The organism is Ekhidna sp. (genome assembly GCF_039960695.1).
Classification (GTDB): Bacteria; Bacteroidota; Bacteroidia; order Cytophagales; family Cyclobacteriaceae; genus Ekhidna.
This window is the reverse complement of the sequence record NZ_JBDVKP010000011.1, coordinates 120,728-138,644: the sequence shown is the minus strand read 5'-3', so window position 1 is coordinate 138,644 and position 17,917 is coordinate 120,728. Positions and strand designations below refer to the sequence as shown.

The window sequence follows — 17,917 nt, the reverse complement described above, 5'->3', positions numbered from 1 at the left end:
TTAGATAGAATCTATTTCCGTTTCAAAATCAGCGAAGAAATTAGTGTTACAAGTAGTCCGATCGGGAAGATTTCGGTAAAAGTCATGGCGGCCATCACATGGGGCTGTTTGTAGCTCTCATTCCACTCATTGATGTCTTTAATTTGCTTTTGTTTTTCTTCTTCTTCGATATCCATTTGTTGGATCAATTCTACTTGAGCTGCACTGTATTTATCTGCAAAGTCTGGTGCAAAATTAGGCATGTAGATCATCCAGCCAATTACATAAATCAAAGATGCTACCAGAGTGATTCCTAAGCCATTAAAAAACGCGTCTTTAAATGACAAGGATCCGTTCTCATCTCGAATTCGTTTTATGCCTAGGAAAACAGCGGAAAGTGCAGCTATCATGATTGCGTAGCCAAGTATTTCGCCTAAAACAAAATCAGGTTTTTCGCCGAATCCTATTGTTATAAACCAAGAAGCTACGATCAAGCCTCCGCTAATCAATCCGTATTTTAATGCAATTTTTGTTTTCATATCTTTTTTGCTTTCAAAGCACGATCAAACCAGAGGATTTCTGTTCATCCTTTTGGGTGATTTACAAAATATCACTCTTTCTGAGGAAGAATCAAAGCCATATCGCGGGCTTTCTGAATTGCTTGAGTTCTGCGTTTTACGTTCAATTTGGAATAAATACTAGAAATGTGTGTTTTGGCTGTGTTTAATGACACAAACAGTTTGTCCGCAATTTCCTGATTGGATAACCCTTGAGCAAGCAACTCCAATACCTCTAATTCTCTTTTACTTAAGCCAAGTTTATTTCGATCGTATTTGTCTGCACTTTTTTTACGATAAAGACTTGTGCCGAGCCAGATACCAAAGAGTAAAAAGAGTAGTCCGATGATACCCCCATACAGTTCGATCTCAATATCACGAATCATGGTTTTGTAATGAATCACCTGAAGAGTGATCATTAATAGTCCCATCACCCCTCCGTAAATCCAATAGATTCTATTTAACTTTTGAAGCCTTTTCAAAATTTTTATAATTTTTGCATTCTAAAATCACTCCTATGTTAAGAAAAATCGCTTACATCGTTGCACGACTTGCTGCAGCATTTATAATGGGACAAACCCTTTATTTCAAATTTACAGGTTCTCCTGAGTCCATTTACATTTTTAAAATGGTCGACATGGAACCTTGGGGAAGATGGTTAATAGGAATGTTGGAATTGGTAGCGTCAGTCTTACTGTTAATCCCCAAAACAGCATGGACAGGAGGTCTCTTAGCCGTAGGACTTATGGTTGGAGCGATCGGGATGCATCTCACCATACTCGGTATTGAGGTGATGGATGATAAGGGCCAATTGTTTTATTATGCACTTATCGTTTTCCTTAGTGGATTGTATGTTGTGTTCCATAATAAAGACAAGATTTTGACTGACGTTTTACCTAAAATTTTGAACAAAAAATGAAAAAATACATTTGGGTTTTAGCATTTATAATCGGCGCTTGCGGAGATTCAAATAGTACCTCATCCTCATCAGCTAATGTGAGCCAAATTCCAGGAGGAGCCATCCTGCAGGATTATGAAGCAATACCTGGCCTTCAGAAAGCAATCATCAAAGCTGAAGATATCACCATTGGCGAGGGCGATTTTTTAAACGGGATGTATCATGGAACCTGGACAAGTTACGGAGTGGATGGCAGGCTTCAATCTCTAACCACCTACTTCGAAGGAAAGAAACAAGGTGTTCAGTTACTTTTTGATAATACAGGGTATGTACAAACAAAAGCATCTTATCACAATGATCAGCTCAGCGGCGAATACCTTGTGTATAATCGTCGTAAGATTGTAGAACGTAGGAATTATGCAAGTGGAGCATTGCATGGTCTGCAGGAGCGTTTTTATGTTGACGGCACCAAGATGGAGGAGAAGAATTTCGTAAGTGGAAAAATAGACGGTGTTGCGAGGTGGTATGATGAAGAGGGTAATCTCACCATAGAATATGAGTATGATATGGGAGAATTAGTTGATAAGTAACTACCTAACTAGTTTTTCCAAAAAATCTCCAACAAAGTAGGATAATGTGGCTGCTGCTCCACCCAGAAGGAGTGTTTCCATTACGCTCTTCAATCGTTTGGTGTTTGTCGCCAGACTTTTGAGAAAGCCAATTCCAACAAAACAGAGTCCGGTAAGGGTTGAAGAAATAAGAAAAAGATTGTAACCCAAAGGATTAAAATAGTCTATTACATAAATCACAAGCGGGATAAATCCAAAAAGTATAAAGCTAAGGAACGTGATGGCTCCCATTTTGATTGGTGATTTTGTCTCTTCTGCCATTTCCAATTCTTCTTTCATCATCAGATCTACCCACCTATCCTTATCGGCTGTGATTACATCAACGACTTTTTCGAGTAGCTCACCATCAAATCCTTTGGCCGCATATATTTCACGAACTTCCTCGCGCTCTTTTTCGGGAAGGTTATCTACTTCCCAATATTCTATTTCCTTGTGTTTCTGATAGGTTTCTTTTTCAGATTTAGTTGATAAATAGCTTCCAACAGACATGGCGAAACCATCAGCAATCAGGTTAGCAAAGCCTAGTATAATTACGATGGAGCTTTCGAGGTTTGCACCGGCAGCCCCTGCTACTACAGCAAAGGTGGTAATGCTCCCATCAATGCCTCCGTATACGAATTCACCCAGATAATTTTGAATTCTGCTGAAAATGCTATTTTCTCCATGAATCTTAGCTTCCTGAGTTTGATGGCTCATCTATTGTATGGTATCCGCTTGAGTTTCGGGATTGAAAAAATAAGTAGATACACACCCAGCTGAAGTTGAATCAGCGATTAAAATCATGCTAATTCCACTAAATTGGACTGCAAATTGTTCACAGGAGGTTTCGCCTTCTTCTGTCATACATAAGCGCAGAAAATCACCAACATCCCAAGTTCCATTATCAGTTCCCAGACCTCTTTGAAATGAATAAGTATCATCCCCATTAAGTGCTAATCTGTAGCAAGACACTTCATCACACGAAACATCATTTGCTCCGTTTCTATTACCATCCTGACAATCAGAAACTAGAATACTTGTTGCAACCCAGGTTCCAATCAAATTGCCTGAGGAGTCATCATCTCCGCATCCGATAAACCAAATGCATGATATTAGAAGAAATGGAATAATTTTTTTCATAATGTAAAAATAAATCAAAATCACCTCAATAATATTGCTGTAATTATGAGTGGAATGGCATTTTCAAGTATGCGTGTAGGAAAAAAGTATCGTCTGGTTAACTATGGAGAGAGGAATGATTTTACCCTAATGGAAGTAATTGGAAGAAATGATTACAAACTAAAAGATCTTGCCTCCATGGAAAACTACCTCATGAGCGATCTGATTCAGTATGGGAAGGGAGAAGATTTTGAGCTACGCGAAATACATGAGTGAAATGTATTAAGTTCGTCTTAATTAGAATATCGAATGAAAAACCTACTTGTCCTTTGTGGTGGTCAGTCTCCTGAGCATGAGATTTCGATCCGGTCAGCTCGAAATATTTTGAAAGCACTCAATTATTCAAAATATAATGTGACAATAATAGGTATCTCAAAATCAGGCTCCTGGAGATTGATAAGTCTGGAGGACATGGGAGAGCGGATAGAATCACAAGGCGAGATCGTAACTATTCTCCCAGGAGGTACAGACTGTTTTTACAGCGGCGAAAATTCCCTTGGGAAGTTTGATGTGATATTTCCAATCCTTCATGGACCAAATGGGGAAGATGGCACGGTTCAAGGTTTGTTTCGGTTGCTTAAAATCCCATTTGTAGGTCCAGATGTGTTGGGTTCTGCTGTGTCTATGGATAAAGATATGACAAAGAGGTTGCTTAGAGATTCTGGGATTAAAGTAGCGGATTGGATTTTGATTAGTAAAGGGGAAAAGCTTCCACTATACAATGATGTTCAAAATCGGTTAGGCGATGTGGTATTTGTGAAACCGGCAAATATGGGTTCCTCGGTTGGTGTGCATCGTGTTTCAGGTATAGAGGAATGGGAGTTAGCGGTGCTTGATGCCTTAAAATATGATCGTAAGGTATTGGTAGAGAGATCTGTAGCAGGTAGGGAGCTGGAATGTGCTGTATTGGGCAATGATTCACCAAAAGCAAGTGGTGTGGGAGAGGTTCGCTCCGGTAATTTTTATTCGTTTGATGAAAAATATGATGCAAGTTCAGGAGCTGAAATAGATATACCTGCTAAGATTGATGAGAGGTATTTGCCGGATTTAAAGCAAACGGCAATTCTAGCATACAAGTCACTTGACTGTAAAGGGATGTCTCGTGTAGATATGTTTTTGACACTGGAAGGAGAAATATTTGTCAATGAGGTTAATACCATTCCAGGCTTCACAAGCATCAGCATGTATCCTAAACTATGGGAGGAGGCCGGACTAAGTTATCCTGATTTACTTGATGAATTGATTGAGTTAGCCATGCAAAGTGCTCATATTAACTCTTGACAAAAGTTAAAATATCGTCCACTGCCATACGATCTCTCAGACCTTTGGCATAGTGGACCTTTCGGATGATCCCTCGCTCATCCATTAAAAATTCTGCAGGTATCGTTTTAATGGATTCATTACCAGCCATCCAATGAACTGGCAGCTTCTTTTTCTTTGCTTCAAAAACTTGTTGGAAAAAAGATGTAAAGTGACTTTTTGCTGATTTTAGTGCTGAACTTTCTACTCCGTAGGCGTCATACCAAATCTTATCAGGATCTGAAATCAACGGAATAGGGGAGATGCTTTGATGAAAATTGCTTGAAAGTAAGAGTTCTTTTTTGGACTCAAAAAAGAATATCATTTCAAGACCATTGTGCTTTAATTCTTCGTGATGTTTTTGCAAATTGTGCACCCTTGTATTACAAAATGGGCATCCAGCATGCCTGAAAAAGGCTATTAATACTTTTTTTCCTTTGTATTTTTCTAAATTTATTTCACGATTGAAAATGTCATCCAGTTTGAAAATTGGTGCTGGAGCATTGAGATCCAGAGTAATTCTACCCTCAGGTGTATTAGTCATAAGTTGGTGGATTGATAGTGTACTAACATACGAAGTTTCTAATGGTTAGGCTTCTTTATTGACTTTCGAACTATGTCAACCCTTTTTAGCTTTACCTTTTATGGAATATTGGCAGCTTATTAGAGATGCATATGCGGGGTATGCAGGTTATTTGTGGCGCGAAATCTCCCAACCGCAATGGCACAGCTATTTCTATTGGCTTATTGGTGTGTCGCTGTTTTTTTTGATTTTGGAGTGGTTGAGACCTTGGAGGAAGGAGCAGGCTAGGTTTCGAAAAGACTTTTGGCTGGATTTTTTCTATATGTTTTTCAACTTCTTCATATTCTCGCTCATTGTTTTTAATGCGGCCTCAGATGTTGTTGTTCATTTTTTCAATAACGTATTGGCATCTATGGGCATTACTAACCTTTTGGCCTTTGAAGTGATGAGATGGCCAACATGGGCGCATTTAATTTTAGGATTTGTGGTTCGGGATTTTGTGCAATGGTGGACGCATCGTTTATTGCATCGAGTGCCATTTCTTTGGGAATTTCATAAAGTTCATCACAGTGTAAAGGAAATGGGTTTCGCTGCCCATCTTCGCTATCATTGGATGGAAACCGTAGTTTATCGAACTATAGAGTACCTCCCTCTGGCGCTCATTGGAATTGGGCTTCGGGATTTTTTTATCATTCATATTTTCACGTTGGGTGTTGGTCACTTCAATCATTCCAATTTCAAGTTGAATTTAGGTGTGCTCAGGTATATCTTCAATAATCCGCAGATGCACATATGGCATCATGCCAAAGCCTTGCCTGAAAACCGTAGTTATGGTGTCAATTTTGGATTGACGCTCAGTATTTGGGATTACCTTTTTAAGACAAATTACATTCCGAAAAGTGGAAGAGATATAGAATTAGGCTTTCCGGGAGATGAAGAATTTCCACAAAATTTTACTGGACAGATTACGCACGGAATTATACCTCATACTTCTGAAGACTAGCCCAGCCTCCACCGTTAACAACTTCAAATCCCCGAGCCTTTAGCATGCGTTTGGCCGATCCACTTCTAATTCCTGAAGCACAGCAAGTAATTACAGGCTTATTTTTGTCTAAATCACCTAAGTGCTTTGGTAAGCTATCTAAGGGGATATTGATTGAATTTCTGAGATGACCTCCTTCATATTCTGTTTTGGTACGCACATCTACTATTGTGGCACCAGCGTTTATATACTGCTTTAATTTTTTCGTTTTTCCTGTGAGTATTCCTAGCATGTTTTTTTCTTTAAAGCTATAAAAGCAATTTGATGACTCAAACTGTGAGGTGATTCATATAGTTCAAAAGTGCTCTATTCACTAAAAGGATCACTCCATTTTTCGTTGTTGTATACATCTGACCCACTTAATGTCATGATAAATGCAATGACAGCTTCCTTTTCACTAGCCGTAAGAGAAAGTTTTTGTGGATTTCCTTGCGGGCTTAATCGATTGTCGAGTCCATTACCATTATCAGGAATGTTATTGTAATGTTCCAGAACCTCTCCAAAGTCTTCCGTAAATCCAGTGTGCATCATTGGTCCGTTCAGATTCGCATCAGTATTAAATAAATCTCTCAATGTTGGAGAGCGTGTTACATCTGTATCCAGCTCGTTGGAACTAGCTAATGCAGCTATAATTCCATTGTTTCTACTGTTCGGGTCAATGTCAAATTCGGGTGCGCGATGGCAGATATTACAACCCAGTCCTCCTCCAATTCGGACGCCGTTATTGTTGAAATCTGGCCGTCTCATGAACAGAGCTTTGCCTTCATTTTCCTCATCAGTGAAGTTTGAGAAATCCAAGTTGTTATTTCCCGCCAAGACTCTGCCTTCATCGTATTTTGAATCAAACGATTGAATACTTCTAATGAATTGGGCCAATGCATTCTGCATTCGCTCTTCTGTTACTTGAGTGTCTCCATAGGCGAAAGTGAAAAGTTCATTGTAATATTCAAAAGACTCTAATTTTTCAAACAAGCTATTAATGTCATCATCACCATCGTCTCCGCTAAAGCCCATTTCTATATGATCTTGAATAGGCTGGGTTGTTTGCACTTCCAATGTAGCTGCTCGTTCGTCCCAAAAGAAGTTATCCTCCTCAGCAAACCGTGCATTGATCAATCGCATGGAATGACGTCCTGTGGTGCCATTTACGCCAGTTGATGCAATATCATTATCTCCAAAAGCAAATGCCTGCTTGTGACAGCTAGCACAAGCTATCGTGTTGCTACTAGATAAGTTTTTGTCGTAAAATAAAATTCGACCCAATATGGCTCCTTTGTTAGTGATTGGATTGTCAGCGGTATTGTCTTTGGATATATAATCCGGTATTTCCTGATTGGCATAATTAGGAAGATCATTCAGGTCAATTTTCCCATTGAATTGTTCTAACACAGCATCCTGATCGGAGACCACTACCGTTTCTTCTATTTCAGTAGAACTACATGCAGAAAAGAAGTAAACCAACGAGAGAAGTAGGAACCATTTATTTATCATACCATCTTGAGTTTTGCTTTTAGATGATATGTTAATATTCAAACTAGCGATATCGTATATAGCCTTCGACCAATAAGACTTCTGTCTAGACTAAACTCATGGATTGATGAGGAACGGTCTAATTCACAAAAGTGAAGGATTGTTGTATTCGAGATAATACTCCTTCAGAAGAGCCCAAAAGTCATCTGTATATTTTCGATTTTTTTTTCGAATGATAAGTTCAGAAGAATTACATTTAATCGGTTGAAATTCAAACTTTGCCATCTTTCGAAAAACAGACGCTCCCTCTTTGTTTCTCACCGTCACCAATTGAGCAGTGGATAATTCCAATTTTTCGGCGAGAGTAATAAACTTATTCATTTCATGATCTGGGTAAAGGAGGAAAAAGGTTCCGTTTTCAGAAAGCAATCTTGAGACAGAATTCAATAAATCCTCAGCAGGCAATAGGGTTGAATGTACTGCCTCGTTTTTATTAATGACCTTACCTAAAGGGCTTCCTTTGAAGAACGGCGGGTTGCAAAGGATGATGTCATACGTGTCCGCTCGGAAATCTTGAATGGAGGTATGTATACATGTCAACTGACTGTTCCAAGGTGATTTTTGAAAGTTAACAATGGCTTCACAGTACGCTTCTTTGTTGACTTCTATTCCATCAATTTGACTCTCTCTCAGTATTTGAGCTATCATCAAAGCAAGCAGCCCAGTTCCGGTTCCTATGTCTAGAATTCGTTTGGGTTTTTGTTCACACCTGCTAATTTCACTTGCAACCCATGCACCAAACAAAGATGCATCGGTGGTCACCTTCATTCCTGACAGTGCCTGATCAACACGAAATCGTTTGAATTGAAAATAGGAGTTAGGCATGCAAGCGAAGATAACTCAGATGCCTAACGTTATTTATTCATATCTCAGTTTGGTAGCTGGATTAGCCTTCGTTACTCTGGATGCCTGCCAGTATATTGAGGAAAGACCAACCAGAAATAGAAAAGCAATACTCACGAAGATTTCAATGATACCAAGCCCTGTTCCGTATCTAATTAGAAAATACAGAAATAACTTATCGTAAAATACGTAAGAGATTGGTATGGCAATCAAGGCGGATATCAATATGAGTTTGATAAAATCCTTAGTAAGCAGGTAGTAGAGACTCCTGTTTGTTGCTCCCATAATCTTTCGAATGGCTATTTCCTTGGTTCGGTTTTCAGTGGTGTATGAGACCATTCCCAAAAGCCCCAGGCAAGAAATGGTTATAGCCAGGGCACTCAATACGCTAAAGAATTTGATCTGCACACGTAGAAAGTAGTATGCGTCAGCAATTTCATCATCAAGGAATGTAGCTTGAAATGAAATTCCCTGATCGATTCCTTGCCATATACCATCGAGTTCATTGATGGTCCTTTTGATATTTGTTGAACTAACTGTCAGGAGTGCGTACTGACTTTCATCAAATGAATACCTAAAAAGTAGCGGATTAATCGTTTCGCTTAAGGGCTCAAAGTTGAAGTCCTCTAAAATGCCAATGATTCGGCAGTTGGTGCCATCTGAGAGCGTAAATCTTAGCGTATCTTTTTGGACATTAAACACTTTCATGGATTGAATGAATTGCTCGTTTACCAACACCAATTCTTCATTCTGGGTAGATTGATTAAGGGATTTGCTTTCTCCCCATGCCAACTCCATTTTCATATTCTCAATAAAGTTGTCGCCAATGAAAACCTCATTGACAGGGATCGTATCAAGCATGTTGGAGGTAGCTTCTACTTGTGCTCCAAGAAAAAGTCCGGGTAGATTGGAAGAAGTTGTAATTGCCTTCACGTCCGGATGTCCTATTAGTTCATTGATAGCTATTTGTTTGTCAATTCCTTCAAATGGAACGGATAAGATATTTTGTGATTCAAAACCATGATTGTTGTTTAGTACGTAGGCATGCTGACGAGCAATTGCTACAACTCCAATAACGAAGACTAAGGATAGGAAAAATTGAAAAACAAATAAGCCTTTTTTGAAACCAGAAACGTTACTTTTTCCATTTTTTATTTCTCCTTTCATGGTCTGAATCGGATTCAATCTCGAGAAGTACTGGGCGGGGAAGATGCCCGCAAATAAGCCAACGAGAATAGAAAAGATTAGAAAGGTTAATATCTGAACGATACTTGGGCTAGTATCCAATACCTCAGCTGCAACGATCATGGATAAAAACTCTCGTTTCATGGGATATAGGATGATCAATGAGCCAAGAAGAGCCAAGACAGAGAGGATGATGGTCTCGATGATAAACTGGGCTTTGATTTGGTGCTTTTCTGCTCCAACAACCTTACGTATGCCTATTTCTTTCGCACGTTTTAACGCACGAGCAACAGACATATTTGTGTAGTTGAAAACAGCCGGCAGCAAGACTAACATGCCTACGAAAAGAAAAAAGAGTATATCAGGCTCAGCCCATCCTATGCCAATTGCCTGACTGATATTCCAGCGCGGAACTACACCATCGAGGTTAATGTATTTCAATGCTATTTCTTTGTCCGGGTTGAATGAGGCAGCTCGAGCTGTGATCTGATCCAGCGCTTCATCCAGAAGTGGTTCTGAATCTGGATTATCCAGCAATGCATAGACATAGTTTCTACTATGATTAACCCAATCATCCTCAAAATTAGTGGCGTTCGCCTGCGGATGATTTTCAAGAGAGGTGAGCATTTCAAAATAAAAGTGTGTTTGCTTTAAATTTTCCATCACTCCAGTGACGTTCAGTACTCCGTAATCAGTATCCAAAGTTTTGCCAATTGGATCCTCATCTCTAAAGAGTTTCTGTGCTACTTTCTCAGTAATGACAATGCTCGAAGGGGAGGTGAGCGCAGTTTTTTGATCACCCTTTACCAGCTTGAAGCTGAAGATATCCAGAAATGACTGATCAGTGAAGTAACCTTGAAAATTCATCAGGTTGCCATGATGGTTTACCTCAGGTCTAAAATTAGCCTTAATGGTAACGGCATTTTCAACAAATGGGTATTGCTCCTTGAGGTGATTACCCATGGCGTTAAATGTGGACCCAAATGTTCGGTCACTCTCTTGGTCGGCAATGTGCGTGTTAATCTGAAAGATCCGATCCTTATGCTCCTGCCAGCCATCTGACTGATAAATGGAGACAGAGATGGAAAGTGCCAAAAGACAGATGGACATGCCAAGTGCTAATCCGAGGATGTTGAGGGATGTGAATAGTTTGTGTTTGGAGAAATTACGAATGGCAATCTTGAAGTAGTTTTTGAACATAGCAAATGAGTTTTTGTGATAAAAAGGTGAATAAGCGGCTTTTGATTTCCGCTTTTTTAGTCCATAAGAAAAAAGGAGAGATAGCACCTGAGACCAGTATTTAAGGTCACTTTTAAGCTTACCAGTATCTTCAAGGTTTAGTCCATAGACCTCATCAAGGTCGCCTTGAATATCTTCTAATTCGGCTTTACCAGCATACCATTTCAGTAATCGCTGGGCAAGAATTGGAGGTTGGGTTTTCATTTAAGAGAAAGGTTAACCTTTGAGCCAGCCCACAGTTGATCTCTGAGTGCTTTCATGTTATTCAGTTCTGTGACTGCACTATCTGTTAGTTCGAAGTAGCGTTTTCTGCGTCCACCCCGTTCATTAGTAGGTTCTCCCAGATAGGAAGAGATGTAGCCTTTTTCTTCCAGACGTGTAAGTGTAGAATGTAAAGCTCCAATACTCAGTTTTCTGTTGGCACGTTCAGTGATGTCGTTTAATATACCAACACCGTATGCATTTTTCGCCAGGTTGGCGATAGTCAGGAGCACGAGCTCTTCAAATTCTCCAATATATCCTTTCATTGTTTTCTCTTTTTTAGGTTTTCACCCTGAACCTGTTTCAAGGTCTAAGTAGATGCTATAGTAATTCACTATGACATGGTCGATCATTACTTTCTACTTTTAAGAATTAATAATACGACAAGTTTATTCAATATGTTTCTATTTTTAAGAAATAATATTGAATTCAGTTAGAGTAAATTTACAAGATGAATATTTTTAAGCTGGAAGGACACGACTTTATTGAGCTAAATAAGCTTATGAAAATCATGCAGTTAGTTGGATCTGGGGGCGAGGCTAAGCAGTTTATTGATGAAGGTTTAGTTCAGGTAAACGGTCAGGTAGAAACACAGCGAAGAAAGAAATTGAGATCTGGTGATAAGGTATTATTCGAAGGAAATGAAGTAGCTATTAAATAGCTATCGAGTAAATTCACCAATGTGCCAGAGAACGCCAGAAGGATCGTAGACAAATCCTTCATTGCCCCAATCAAATGTAGTAGGCTCAACAAGTTTTACTCCTTTAAATTTTTTATCAAGATTTTTTCCTTTCAGTATTTCCCAATAGTCGGAAAGGTTTTCTACCTCAAGAAACAACATGGTGTTTTCAACCCAATCTTTTACGTAAAAGTCTTGCAGATAAAAACCAAAATTCTCAATTGAGAAATATGACATCTTTGGGGACGTGACAACCTCGCTAAAACCCCAAGTCTCATAAAACTCTCTTGATTGCTGGTAATTCTTAGCTCCAACAAATGCCCGAATTGATTCTATAGCTGGTTTCATATTGGTAAAAAGAGATGGTGACAGCTTGTAATTTCGTTCCTTTTTCTCAATTGTGAATTTTTTGTCATAAGAATTGCTAAAAGCCGATTTATGGTATGTTCAAATACATTCAGAAATCACCCATCCTGCAGACCAGCACGCTTGAAAGTTGAATCCGCCGGTTAATGCATCTATATCTAAGGCTTCTCCTGCGATGTAAAGATTGGGGAATCTTCTACATTCGAAGGTTTCCAGATTTACTTCGGATAGTTTAATGCCACCTGCAGTTACGAATTCCTCTTTAAAAGTACTTTTACCATTGACAGTATATTTCCCCTGACCGAGTTCCTCTACTAGTTTATTGATATGTTTTTTAGACAGCTCTCCAAATGGAGTTTCATTGGTGATATCACAATAGTTTACCATTCGTTCCCAGAACCGCTTAGGTAAATCGAACAGAGGATAATTAACTATTTTCCGTTTCGGATTAGCTGTCTTATAATTGATAAGATTTGATCGTATTTCATCCGGTTTGAGGTTGGTGAAATTAATAAGGACCTGAAACTTATAGTTTTTGTCAGCCAACTCGTATGCACCCCAAGCTGACAGCTTTAATACAGCTGGACCGCTCAGGCCCCAATGAGTAATGAGAAGGGGTCCACTTTCTGAGAGTTTGCTACCTACGATTTTAATTTGTGTCTCCTCAAATGAGATTCCTTGAAGATCTTTCAACCTATCGTCTTTGATATTGAAGGTAAAGAGAGAAGGAACACCCGGAGTAATTTCTAGTCCTGTCTGTTCAAGAACTTTCCATGTCAATGGCGAAGAGCCTGTTGCAACAACAACCTTGTCTGCCTTGAATTTTTGTGACGGTGTGGTTAACTCCCATTTGCCATTATTATGATTCAGTGTCATTAGCGATTGATTTTGAATCACTTCTACCTTATATCGTCGAGCTTGGTCAATGAAGCAGTCTATAATTGTTTGCGAAGAATCACTAACAGGAAACATCCTTTTATCGACTTCAGCTTTTGTTTGTACTTCACGCTTTGCCAACCAATCAACCATATCGGAAGTAGTAAATTGTCGAAATAACTGGTGTAGTTTTTTAGATCCTCTGGGATAATACTGAACAAGCTCGGAAGGTTTATTTCTTTCATTGGTTACATTACATCTACCACCTCCGGATACTTTCACCTTTTGGAGCAGTTTACTGGTCTTTTCCAAAATAGTAACCTGATAGTCGGGATGCTTCTCTGCAATATTTATGGCGGTAAAGAAGCCCGCAGCACCACCTCCGATGACAATAACTTTCACCTTGCCAAGTAAATGAAAATGTAAGAGACTGGCTGTATGCGCAGACTTATTTATGATAGCAAACCAACCTTTTTAGTACTTGCGTCCACTCATAGTAAATTGAATTGCATTGAAAGATCAATTACTTGTTTCAAATTTCTTAAAAAACAGAAGTGAGAAATCATTTCAGGCTCTTTATAGAGCTAAGACTCCCCAAATCTATCAAGTGGCTCTCAGGCTATCACAAGATGATGTCATTGCCCGGGAATTGGTGCAGCAAATGTGGATCATCGCAATTTCAAAAATAGATGGCTTTGAATGGAGGTCCGAATTGAAAACATGGCTCATCGGAATTTTATTCAATCTCTATCGTGCTTTGCGAAAGAAACAAGAGCGTGAAATTAAACTGACTGAAACAACAACAAACTCAACTGCTTACCCAGTCATCAATGATAAAATTGATTTAGAAGAGGCAATTGCTCAGCTACCTCCTGGCTATCGACAGATACTTATTCTACATGATATTGAAGGATACAAACATAGAGAAATAGCTGAAATACTTGATATAACCGAAGGGACAAGTAAGAGCCAGCTGTCTCATGCCCGTAAATCCATGAGGGAATTTTTAAAATAAGAAGACAATGGAAAATGATGATTTATTACCAGAGGAAAGAAAGGCGTTCGATTCGCTTCCAAGGCAAGCGATGCCACCGCAGAATTTAGAAAAAGAGATTATTAAAGAATTAAAGTCCAAGAATATAATTCAACAGAAGGAGCGAAAAAAGCTAAGCTGGATCGCGTATCCAGTGGCCGCTAGCTTAATTTTTTCATTGGGTTTCATCAGCGCCAATTACATGAACTCTTCGCTAAATGAGGATTCCACCTATATGATGATCCTTTTTGAGGATGAAAACTTTTACGTAGGTAATTCCGCGGAAGCAGCCAAAGAATATGGGCAATGGAGCCAATTGGTTAAACAGTCGGGCATAAAACTGCATGGTCAGGAGCTAAGAAATATCGGCCATGAAATATCCAATGGAGAGGTTACACTTTTAGAGGCCGATCATGCAAATAGGATAACCGGGTATTTTGTATTAGAAGCAAAATCTGATGATGAGGCTTTAGCAATTGCGAGGGAAAATCCTCATCTGAAATATGGCGGAAAGATTCAACTGAAACGCTTTAGAAAAAGATAACAGCATGAAAATTATTAACCAAAAACGAAGTGCTCAAATTGTAATGCTTGCATGCATGATGCTGGTATTGTCCTTTTCACTGGAAGGAACTTGTGATAAAAATGAAAAGAGCTATTTAACTAATTCCATTGAAATCCATCAAGAAACGCCAAAGGTACAGATACATGGTGTGAAAGTTTTTGTAAAAGATTTAGAAGAAGCAGAAGACTTTTATACTTCATTTTTAGGATTAGAAATTGAAAATAGGAAAGCCAACGTTGTTGAATTAAATACTGGCCAATATCCCATTTATCTTATTCAATCAGGCAGGCATGTTGAAAGGGATTTGCTAGTTGAATCGCATTATGGTATTTCATTTTTGACAAGCAAGCTTTTGCCTTCCATCGATAAAGCCAGAGAGTCGAAAGTAAAAATATACGATACGTTGCTGTCACGTAATGGAATAGGAATACACATTCCAATCACGGATCCTTCCGGCAATTTGCTGCATCTGATGGAAGTGCAAATTGGAAAGCAACCAAACTTTAATGGTTTCAGGCTCTACAATTCGGGTATGACGATCAATAATATGAAAGAAGCTGAAGGGTTTTACAAGCAACAATTCGGGCTTTTAGATTGGTCACGCGATTACCTTCCAGATGCTCTCCCGCTTAAACATTCGGACGGAAGCTTTGCATTTATGCTTCATCAAGACAACAATCTTTTGCCATCCACTTTAGAGTTTGGTACATCCCCTGGAGTAGTTCTTATGCTCCAAACAGTTGATATATCAGCATATGCCAAATTCCTTAATTCGATCGATAGAAAATACCTTATGAAGGAAGGTAGAATCCTAGTTAGAGACACCAATGAAAACACAATTGAAGTGGTAGAAATGCGATAACTGCTATTCGTCTTTCAAGCATTTGGATGGATTAATGTGTGCGGCTCTCATTGCCTGTGAACTTACGGTCAACCAGGCAATTAGTAAAGAGATAGCCGCAGTACTGATGAAAATCCAAAAGCTCAATTCGATTTTATAGGCAAAGCTCTCGAGCCACTTATTCATGAAATAGTATGAAATCGGGATCGCAATTATGATTGAAATACCAACTAACCGTGTGAAGTCTTTGGAAAGCATCATAACAATGTTGGTTACAGAGGCACCAAGCACTTTTCTAATTCCAATTTCCTTCAGTCGACGTTCGGCTGTAAAAGTAGCAAGCCCAAATAAACCAAGACATGAAATAAGGATTGCAAACCCTGCAAAGTAGGAGGAGAGCGTCCCAATTCGTGTTTCTGACTCGTATAGTTCCTGATAGCTTTGGTCCAAAAACTCATAATCGAAAATGAATCCTGGGCAAAAGGTTTCATACAATTCCTGCACTTTGGCCATGGCAAGCACTTCTTTCCCTGCTTCCAAACGCACAGCAGCATTCCAGGTACCACCCAGCCAAAAGAAAGCAGGATCAACTTCTCGGTGGATAGACTGATAATGAAAATCTTTCAACACTCCGACTATTTGTAAGTCATACTCATCCCAAAGTTTTATGGTTTCACCAATGGCTTCCTCCGGTGTGAATCCCATCACCTTTACTGCTGCTTCGTTCATCACAATTTTACTACTATCAGCTCCAAATTGCTTATCAAACCAACGCCCTGCAACCAGCTCCATTCCCATCGTTTTTTGGAATTCATGATCCACCCGAATGTTCTCAAAAAGGATGCGTTCTTCTGGCAGTTTTGTCCGCCAATCTAAACCGCTGGTGTTATTCATTTGATGCAACAAGGTGTGGCTGGTTCCAGCGGCAGAGACTACTCCGGGGATTTTTCTTAACTCTGCAAAAAAAGCATCTCTTCGGTCTTGAATTGTCCCCTCCTGACTGAAGAAGACGACATTATCCCTGTCATATCCAAGATTTTTTGTTAGTGCATAATTGGTTTGTCTGTGTATTACAATAACACCTACAATCAGAATGATTGTAATGGTAAACTGAAAGATTACCAACCCTTTTCGAGCCCAAATTTCGCCGCCAGAACTTTTAATTTCACCTTTAAGAACTTTGACAGGATTGAAATGGGTGAGGTATAAAGCTGGATAACTCCCTGCCAAAAATCCAGTTAAGATCACTGTGGCAATAGAAAATGTGATGATTTCTTGAGTCAGTTCCAGTGAAATTTCTTTATCTGTAATGAAATTGAATTGAGGTACCAAAAACAGGACTAGCATGTATGCCAAAATCATTGAAAAGAACGTGATCAAGAGCGATTCTCCAATGAACTGTCTGATCAACGTTTGCCTATCGGCACCAATTGCCTTTCGCACACCTACCTCATGAGCTCGTTTTGAAGCACGAGCGGTGGACAAATTCATGAAATTGATACAGGCAATGATCAAAATAAAAATTGCAATTATAGTGAACAGTCTGACGTATTCAATTCTACCTCCATCCTGAACACCATTTGTATACTTACCATATAAATATTGCTCAGAATACTTTTTTAAGAACAAATCGACATTACTATCACCGTCTTCATTTTTACTTTTTACATAGCCTGAAATTTTTTCTGTAACCGCCTGCTGTTCAGCTCCTTCTTCCAAAATCACATACGTGTGAGGACCATTGTTCCCCCAACTTTTCACCCAGTCATTATCATCTTTGAAGTCTTCAAATGGTAAGACAAAATCGAAGCGATAGGTAGAGTTTTTGGGGATGTTTTCAAATACTCCGGTGACGATAAAGTCTCGATCGTTTTCATAGCGAAGAGTTTTACCAACCGCACTTTCTACAGCGCCGAAGAATTTTTCTGCTAGATTTCTGGAAATGCAAATCGATGACTTGTCTTTAAGCACTTCATCCGGATTGCCAGCTAAAAGCGGATAGGTAAAAATGTTGAAATAATCCTCACCTACATGAAAACCGTCTTCCTTAAAATTCTTGTCGTTGTTGTATGAAAGTAGATTCTTTCCTATCCAGGTAGTAGTTGCTGCGTATTTGATATCAGGGAAGTCAATTTTTATATTTTCAGCGAGTATCCCAGGAGTGGAATTAGTTGCAAACATTTCGTTAGAATATGTCTGAAATTCCATGACACGAAAGAGTCGGTCATCCTTTTCGTGAAATTTATTTACGCTCAATTCATCCTGTACCCACAGGTAAATAAAGAAGGCACACGTAAGGCCTGTCGTGAGCCCGATCAGGTTGACAATGGAAGAGACTTTGTGACGGAAAAAGTTGCGTAGCGTAATTTTAAGGTGGTATTTAAGGTTCATGGTCAGTGTGTTTTGTGTAAAGA

General features: G+C 39.1%; 22 protein-coding genes. 9 read left to right on the top strand and 13 right to left on the bottom strand.

Annotated elements, in window-relative coordinates; genetic code table 11:
• Positions 1 to 11: 11 nt before the first annotated feature.
• Positions 12 to 518, bottom strand: coding sequence for a DUF4199 domain-containing protein (locus tag ABJG98_RS07090; protein WP_348278795.1), 507 nt, complete (start codon positions 516 to 518; stop codon positions 12 to 14).
• Between the two features lie 71 nt (positions 519 to 589).
• The gene (locus tag ABJG98_RS07085) at positions 590 to 1,018 is read right to left on the bottom strand and encodes a response regulator transcription factor (protein ID WP_348278794.1); all 429 of its coding nucleotides are present in this window, start codon (positions 1,016 to 1,018) and stop codon (positions 590 to 592) included.
• A gap of 35 nt (positions 1,019 to 1,053) precedes the next feature.
• Between ABJG98_RS07085 and ABJG98_RS07080 the strand changes: the two genes are divergently transcribed.
• Together ABJG98_RS07080 and ABJG98_RS07075 are read left to right on the top strand one after the other, a co-directional pair.
• Positions 1,054 to 1,455, top strand: a complete 402-nt coding sequence (locus ABJG98_RS07080) for a DoxX family protein (RefSeq protein ID WP_348278793.1) — start codon at positions 1,054 to 1,056, stop codon at positions 1,453 to 1,455.
• Positions 1,452 to 2,024: a hypothetical protein gene (locus tag ABJG98_RS07075; RefSeq protein WP_348278792.1), complete on the top strand. Its 573-nt coding sequence runs from the start codon at positions 1,452 to 1,454 to the stop codon at positions 2,022 to 2,024. Before ABJG98_RS07080 ends, ABJG98_RS07075 begins: the two co-directional genes overlap by 4 nt.
• Here ABJG98_RS07075 and ABJG98_RS07070 read toward each other — a convergent pair whose 3' ends face one another.
• Both ABJG98_RS07070 and ABJG98_RS07065 read right to left on the bottom strand, forming a co-directional pair.
• Complete coding sequence (locus ABJG98_RS07070; RefSeq protein WP_348278791.1) at positions 2,025 to 2,759, bottom strand: VIT1/CCC1 transporter family protein; 735 nt, start codon at positions 2,757 to 2,759, stop codon at positions 2,025 to 2,027.
• On the bottom strand, positions 2,760 to 3,182 hold the full coding sequence (locus ABJG98_RS07065) for a hypothetical protein (RefSeq protein ID WP_348278790.1): 423 nt from the start codon (positions 3,180 to 3,182) through the stop codon (positions 2,760 to 2,762).
• Between the two features lie 45 nt (positions 3,183 to 3,227).
• Here ABJG98_RS07065 and ABJG98_RS07060 point away from each other — a divergent pair, with 45 nt between their 5' ends.
• Entirely contained in the window at positions 3,228 to 3,437 is a 210-nt protein-coding gene (locus ABJG98_RS07060) for a hypothetical protein (protein WP_348278789.1), read from the top strand.
• 33 nt (positions 3,438 to 3,470) lie between these two features.
• Positions 3,471 to 4,502, top strand: coding sequence for a D-alanine--D-alanine ligase family protein (locus ABJG98_RS07055; RefSeq protein WP_348278788.1), 1,032 nt, complete (start codon positions 3,471 to 3,473; stop codon positions 4,500 to 4,502).
• Here ABJG98_RS07055 and ABJG98_RS07050 read toward each other — a convergent pair.
• On the bottom strand, positions 4,492 to 5,064 hold the full coding sequence (locus tag ABJG98_RS07050; RefSeq protein ID WP_348278787.1) for a redoxin domain-containing protein: 573 nt from the start codon (positions 5,062 to 5,064) through the stop codon (positions 4,492 to 4,494). The two genes, ABJG98_RS07055 and ABJG98_RS07050, sit on opposite strands and share 11 nt — an antisense overlap.
• A gap of 100 nt (positions 5,065 to 5,164) precedes the next feature.
• Here ABJG98_RS07050 and ABJG98_RS07045 point away from each other — a divergent pair, with 100 nt between their 5' ends.
• Positions 5,165 to 6,046 carry a sterol desaturase family protein gene (locus ABJG98_RS07045; RefSeq protein ID WP_348278786.1) on the top strand — a complete coding sequence of 294 codons (882 nt, stop codon included), beginning with the start codon at positions 5,165 to 5,167 and terminating at the stop codon, positions 6,044 to 6,046.
• On the opposite strand, the gene ABJG98_RS07040 is transcribed toward ABJG98_RS07045, so the two are convergent.
• The 5 genes from ABJG98_RS07040 to ABJG98_RS07020 form a co-directional block, all read right to left on the bottom strand.
• Positions 6,021 to 6,317: a rhodanese-like domain-containing protein gene (locus tag ABJG98_RS07040; RefSeq protein WP_348278785.1), complete on the bottom strand. Its 297-nt coding sequence runs from the start codon at positions 6,315 to 6,317 to the stop codon at positions 6,021 to 6,023. The two genes, ABJG98_RS07045 and ABJG98_RS07040, sit on opposite strands and share 26 nt — an antisense overlap.
• 74 nt (positions 6,318 to 6,391) lie before the next feature.
• Positions 6,392 to 7,576, bottom strand: a complete 1,185-nt coding sequence (locus tag ABJG98_RS07035; RefSeq protein ID WP_348278784.1) for a cytochrome c peroxidase — start codon at positions 7,574 to 7,576, stop codon at positions 6,392 to 6,394.
• Positions 7,577 to 7,699: 123 nt separating this feature from the next.
• Positions 7,700 to 8,440, bottom strand: coding sequence for a methyltransferase (locus ABJG98_RS07030; RefSeq protein WP_348278783.1), 741 nt, complete (start codon positions 8,438 to 8,440; stop codon positions 7,700 to 7,702).
• A 33-nt stretch (positions 8,441 to 8,473) separates the two neighbouring features.
• A complete protein-coding gene (locus ABJG98_RS07025) occupies positions 8,474 to 11,086 on the bottom strand; it encodes an FtsX-like permease family protein (protein ID WP_348278782.1) in 2,613 nt (870 codons plus the stop codon).
• A complete protein-coding gene (locus ABJG98_RS07020; RefSeq protein WP_348278781.1) occupies positions 11,083 to 11,409 on the bottom strand; it encodes a helix-turn-helix transcriptional regulator in 327 nt (108 codons plus the stop codon). Before ABJG98_RS07020 ends, ABJG98_RS07025 begins: the two co-directional genes overlap by 4 nt.
• A gap of 185 nt (positions 11,410 to 11,594) precedes the next feature.
• On the opposite strand from ABJG98_RS07020, the gene ABJG98_RS07015 reads away from it, so the two are divergent.
• Entirely contained in the window at positions 11,595 to 11,804 is a 210-nt protein-coding gene (locus ABJG98_RS07015; protein WP_348278780.1) for an RNA-binding S4 domain-containing protein, read from the top strand.
• Here ABJG98_RS07015 and ABJG98_RS07010 read toward each other — a convergent pair whose 3' ends face one another.
• A complete protein-coding gene (locus ABJG98_RS07010) occupies positions 11,805 to 12,170 on the bottom strand; it encodes a glyoxalase (protein WP_348278779.1) in 366 nt (121 codons plus the stop codon).
• 99 nt (positions 12,171 to 12,269) lie between these two features.
• Entirely contained in the window at positions 12,270 to 13,466 is a 1,197-nt protein-coding gene (locus tag ABJG98_RS07005) for an NAD(P)/FAD-dependent oxidoreductase (RefSeq protein WP_348278778.1), read from the bottom strand.
• Positions 13,467 to 13,575: 109 nt separating this feature from the next.
• On the opposite strand from ABJG98_RS07005, the gene ABJG98_RS07000 reads away from it, so the two are divergent.
• From ABJG98_RS07000 to ABJG98_RS06990, 3 genes are read left to right on the top strand one after another with little or no spacing between them, the layout of a single operon-like run.
• Positions 13,576 to 14,079, top strand: a complete 504-nt coding sequence (locus ABJG98_RS07000; RefSeq protein ID WP_348278777.1) for an RNA polymerase sigma factor — start codon at positions 13,576 to 13,578, stop codon at positions 14,077 to 14,079.
• A 7-nt stretch (positions 14,080 to 14,086) separates the two neighbouring features.
• Positions 14,087 to 14,641 (top strand): hypothetical protein, encoded by a 555-nt coding sequence (locus ABJG98_RS06995; RefSeq protein ID WP_348278776.1) that lies wholly within the window; start codon positions 14,087 to 14,089, stop codon positions 14,639 to 14,641.
• 4 nt (positions 14,642 to 14,645) lie between these two features.
• On the top strand, positions 14,646 to 15,524 hold the full coding sequence (locus ABJG98_RS06990) for a VOC family protein (RefSeq protein ID WP_348278775.1): 879 nt from the start codon (positions 14,646 to 14,648) through the stop codon (positions 15,522 to 15,524).
• A 3-nt stretch (positions 15,525 to 15,527) separates the two neighbouring features.
• On the opposite strand, the gene ABJG98_RS06985 is transcribed toward ABJG98_RS06990, so the two are convergent.
• Positions 15,528 to 17,894: an ABC transporter permease gene (locus tag ABJG98_RS06985; protein ID WP_348278774.1), complete on the bottom strand. Its 2,367-nt coding sequence runs from the start codon at positions 17,892 to 17,894 to the stop codon at positions 15,528 to 15,530.
• Positions 17,895 to 17,917: the final 23 nt, after the last annotated feature.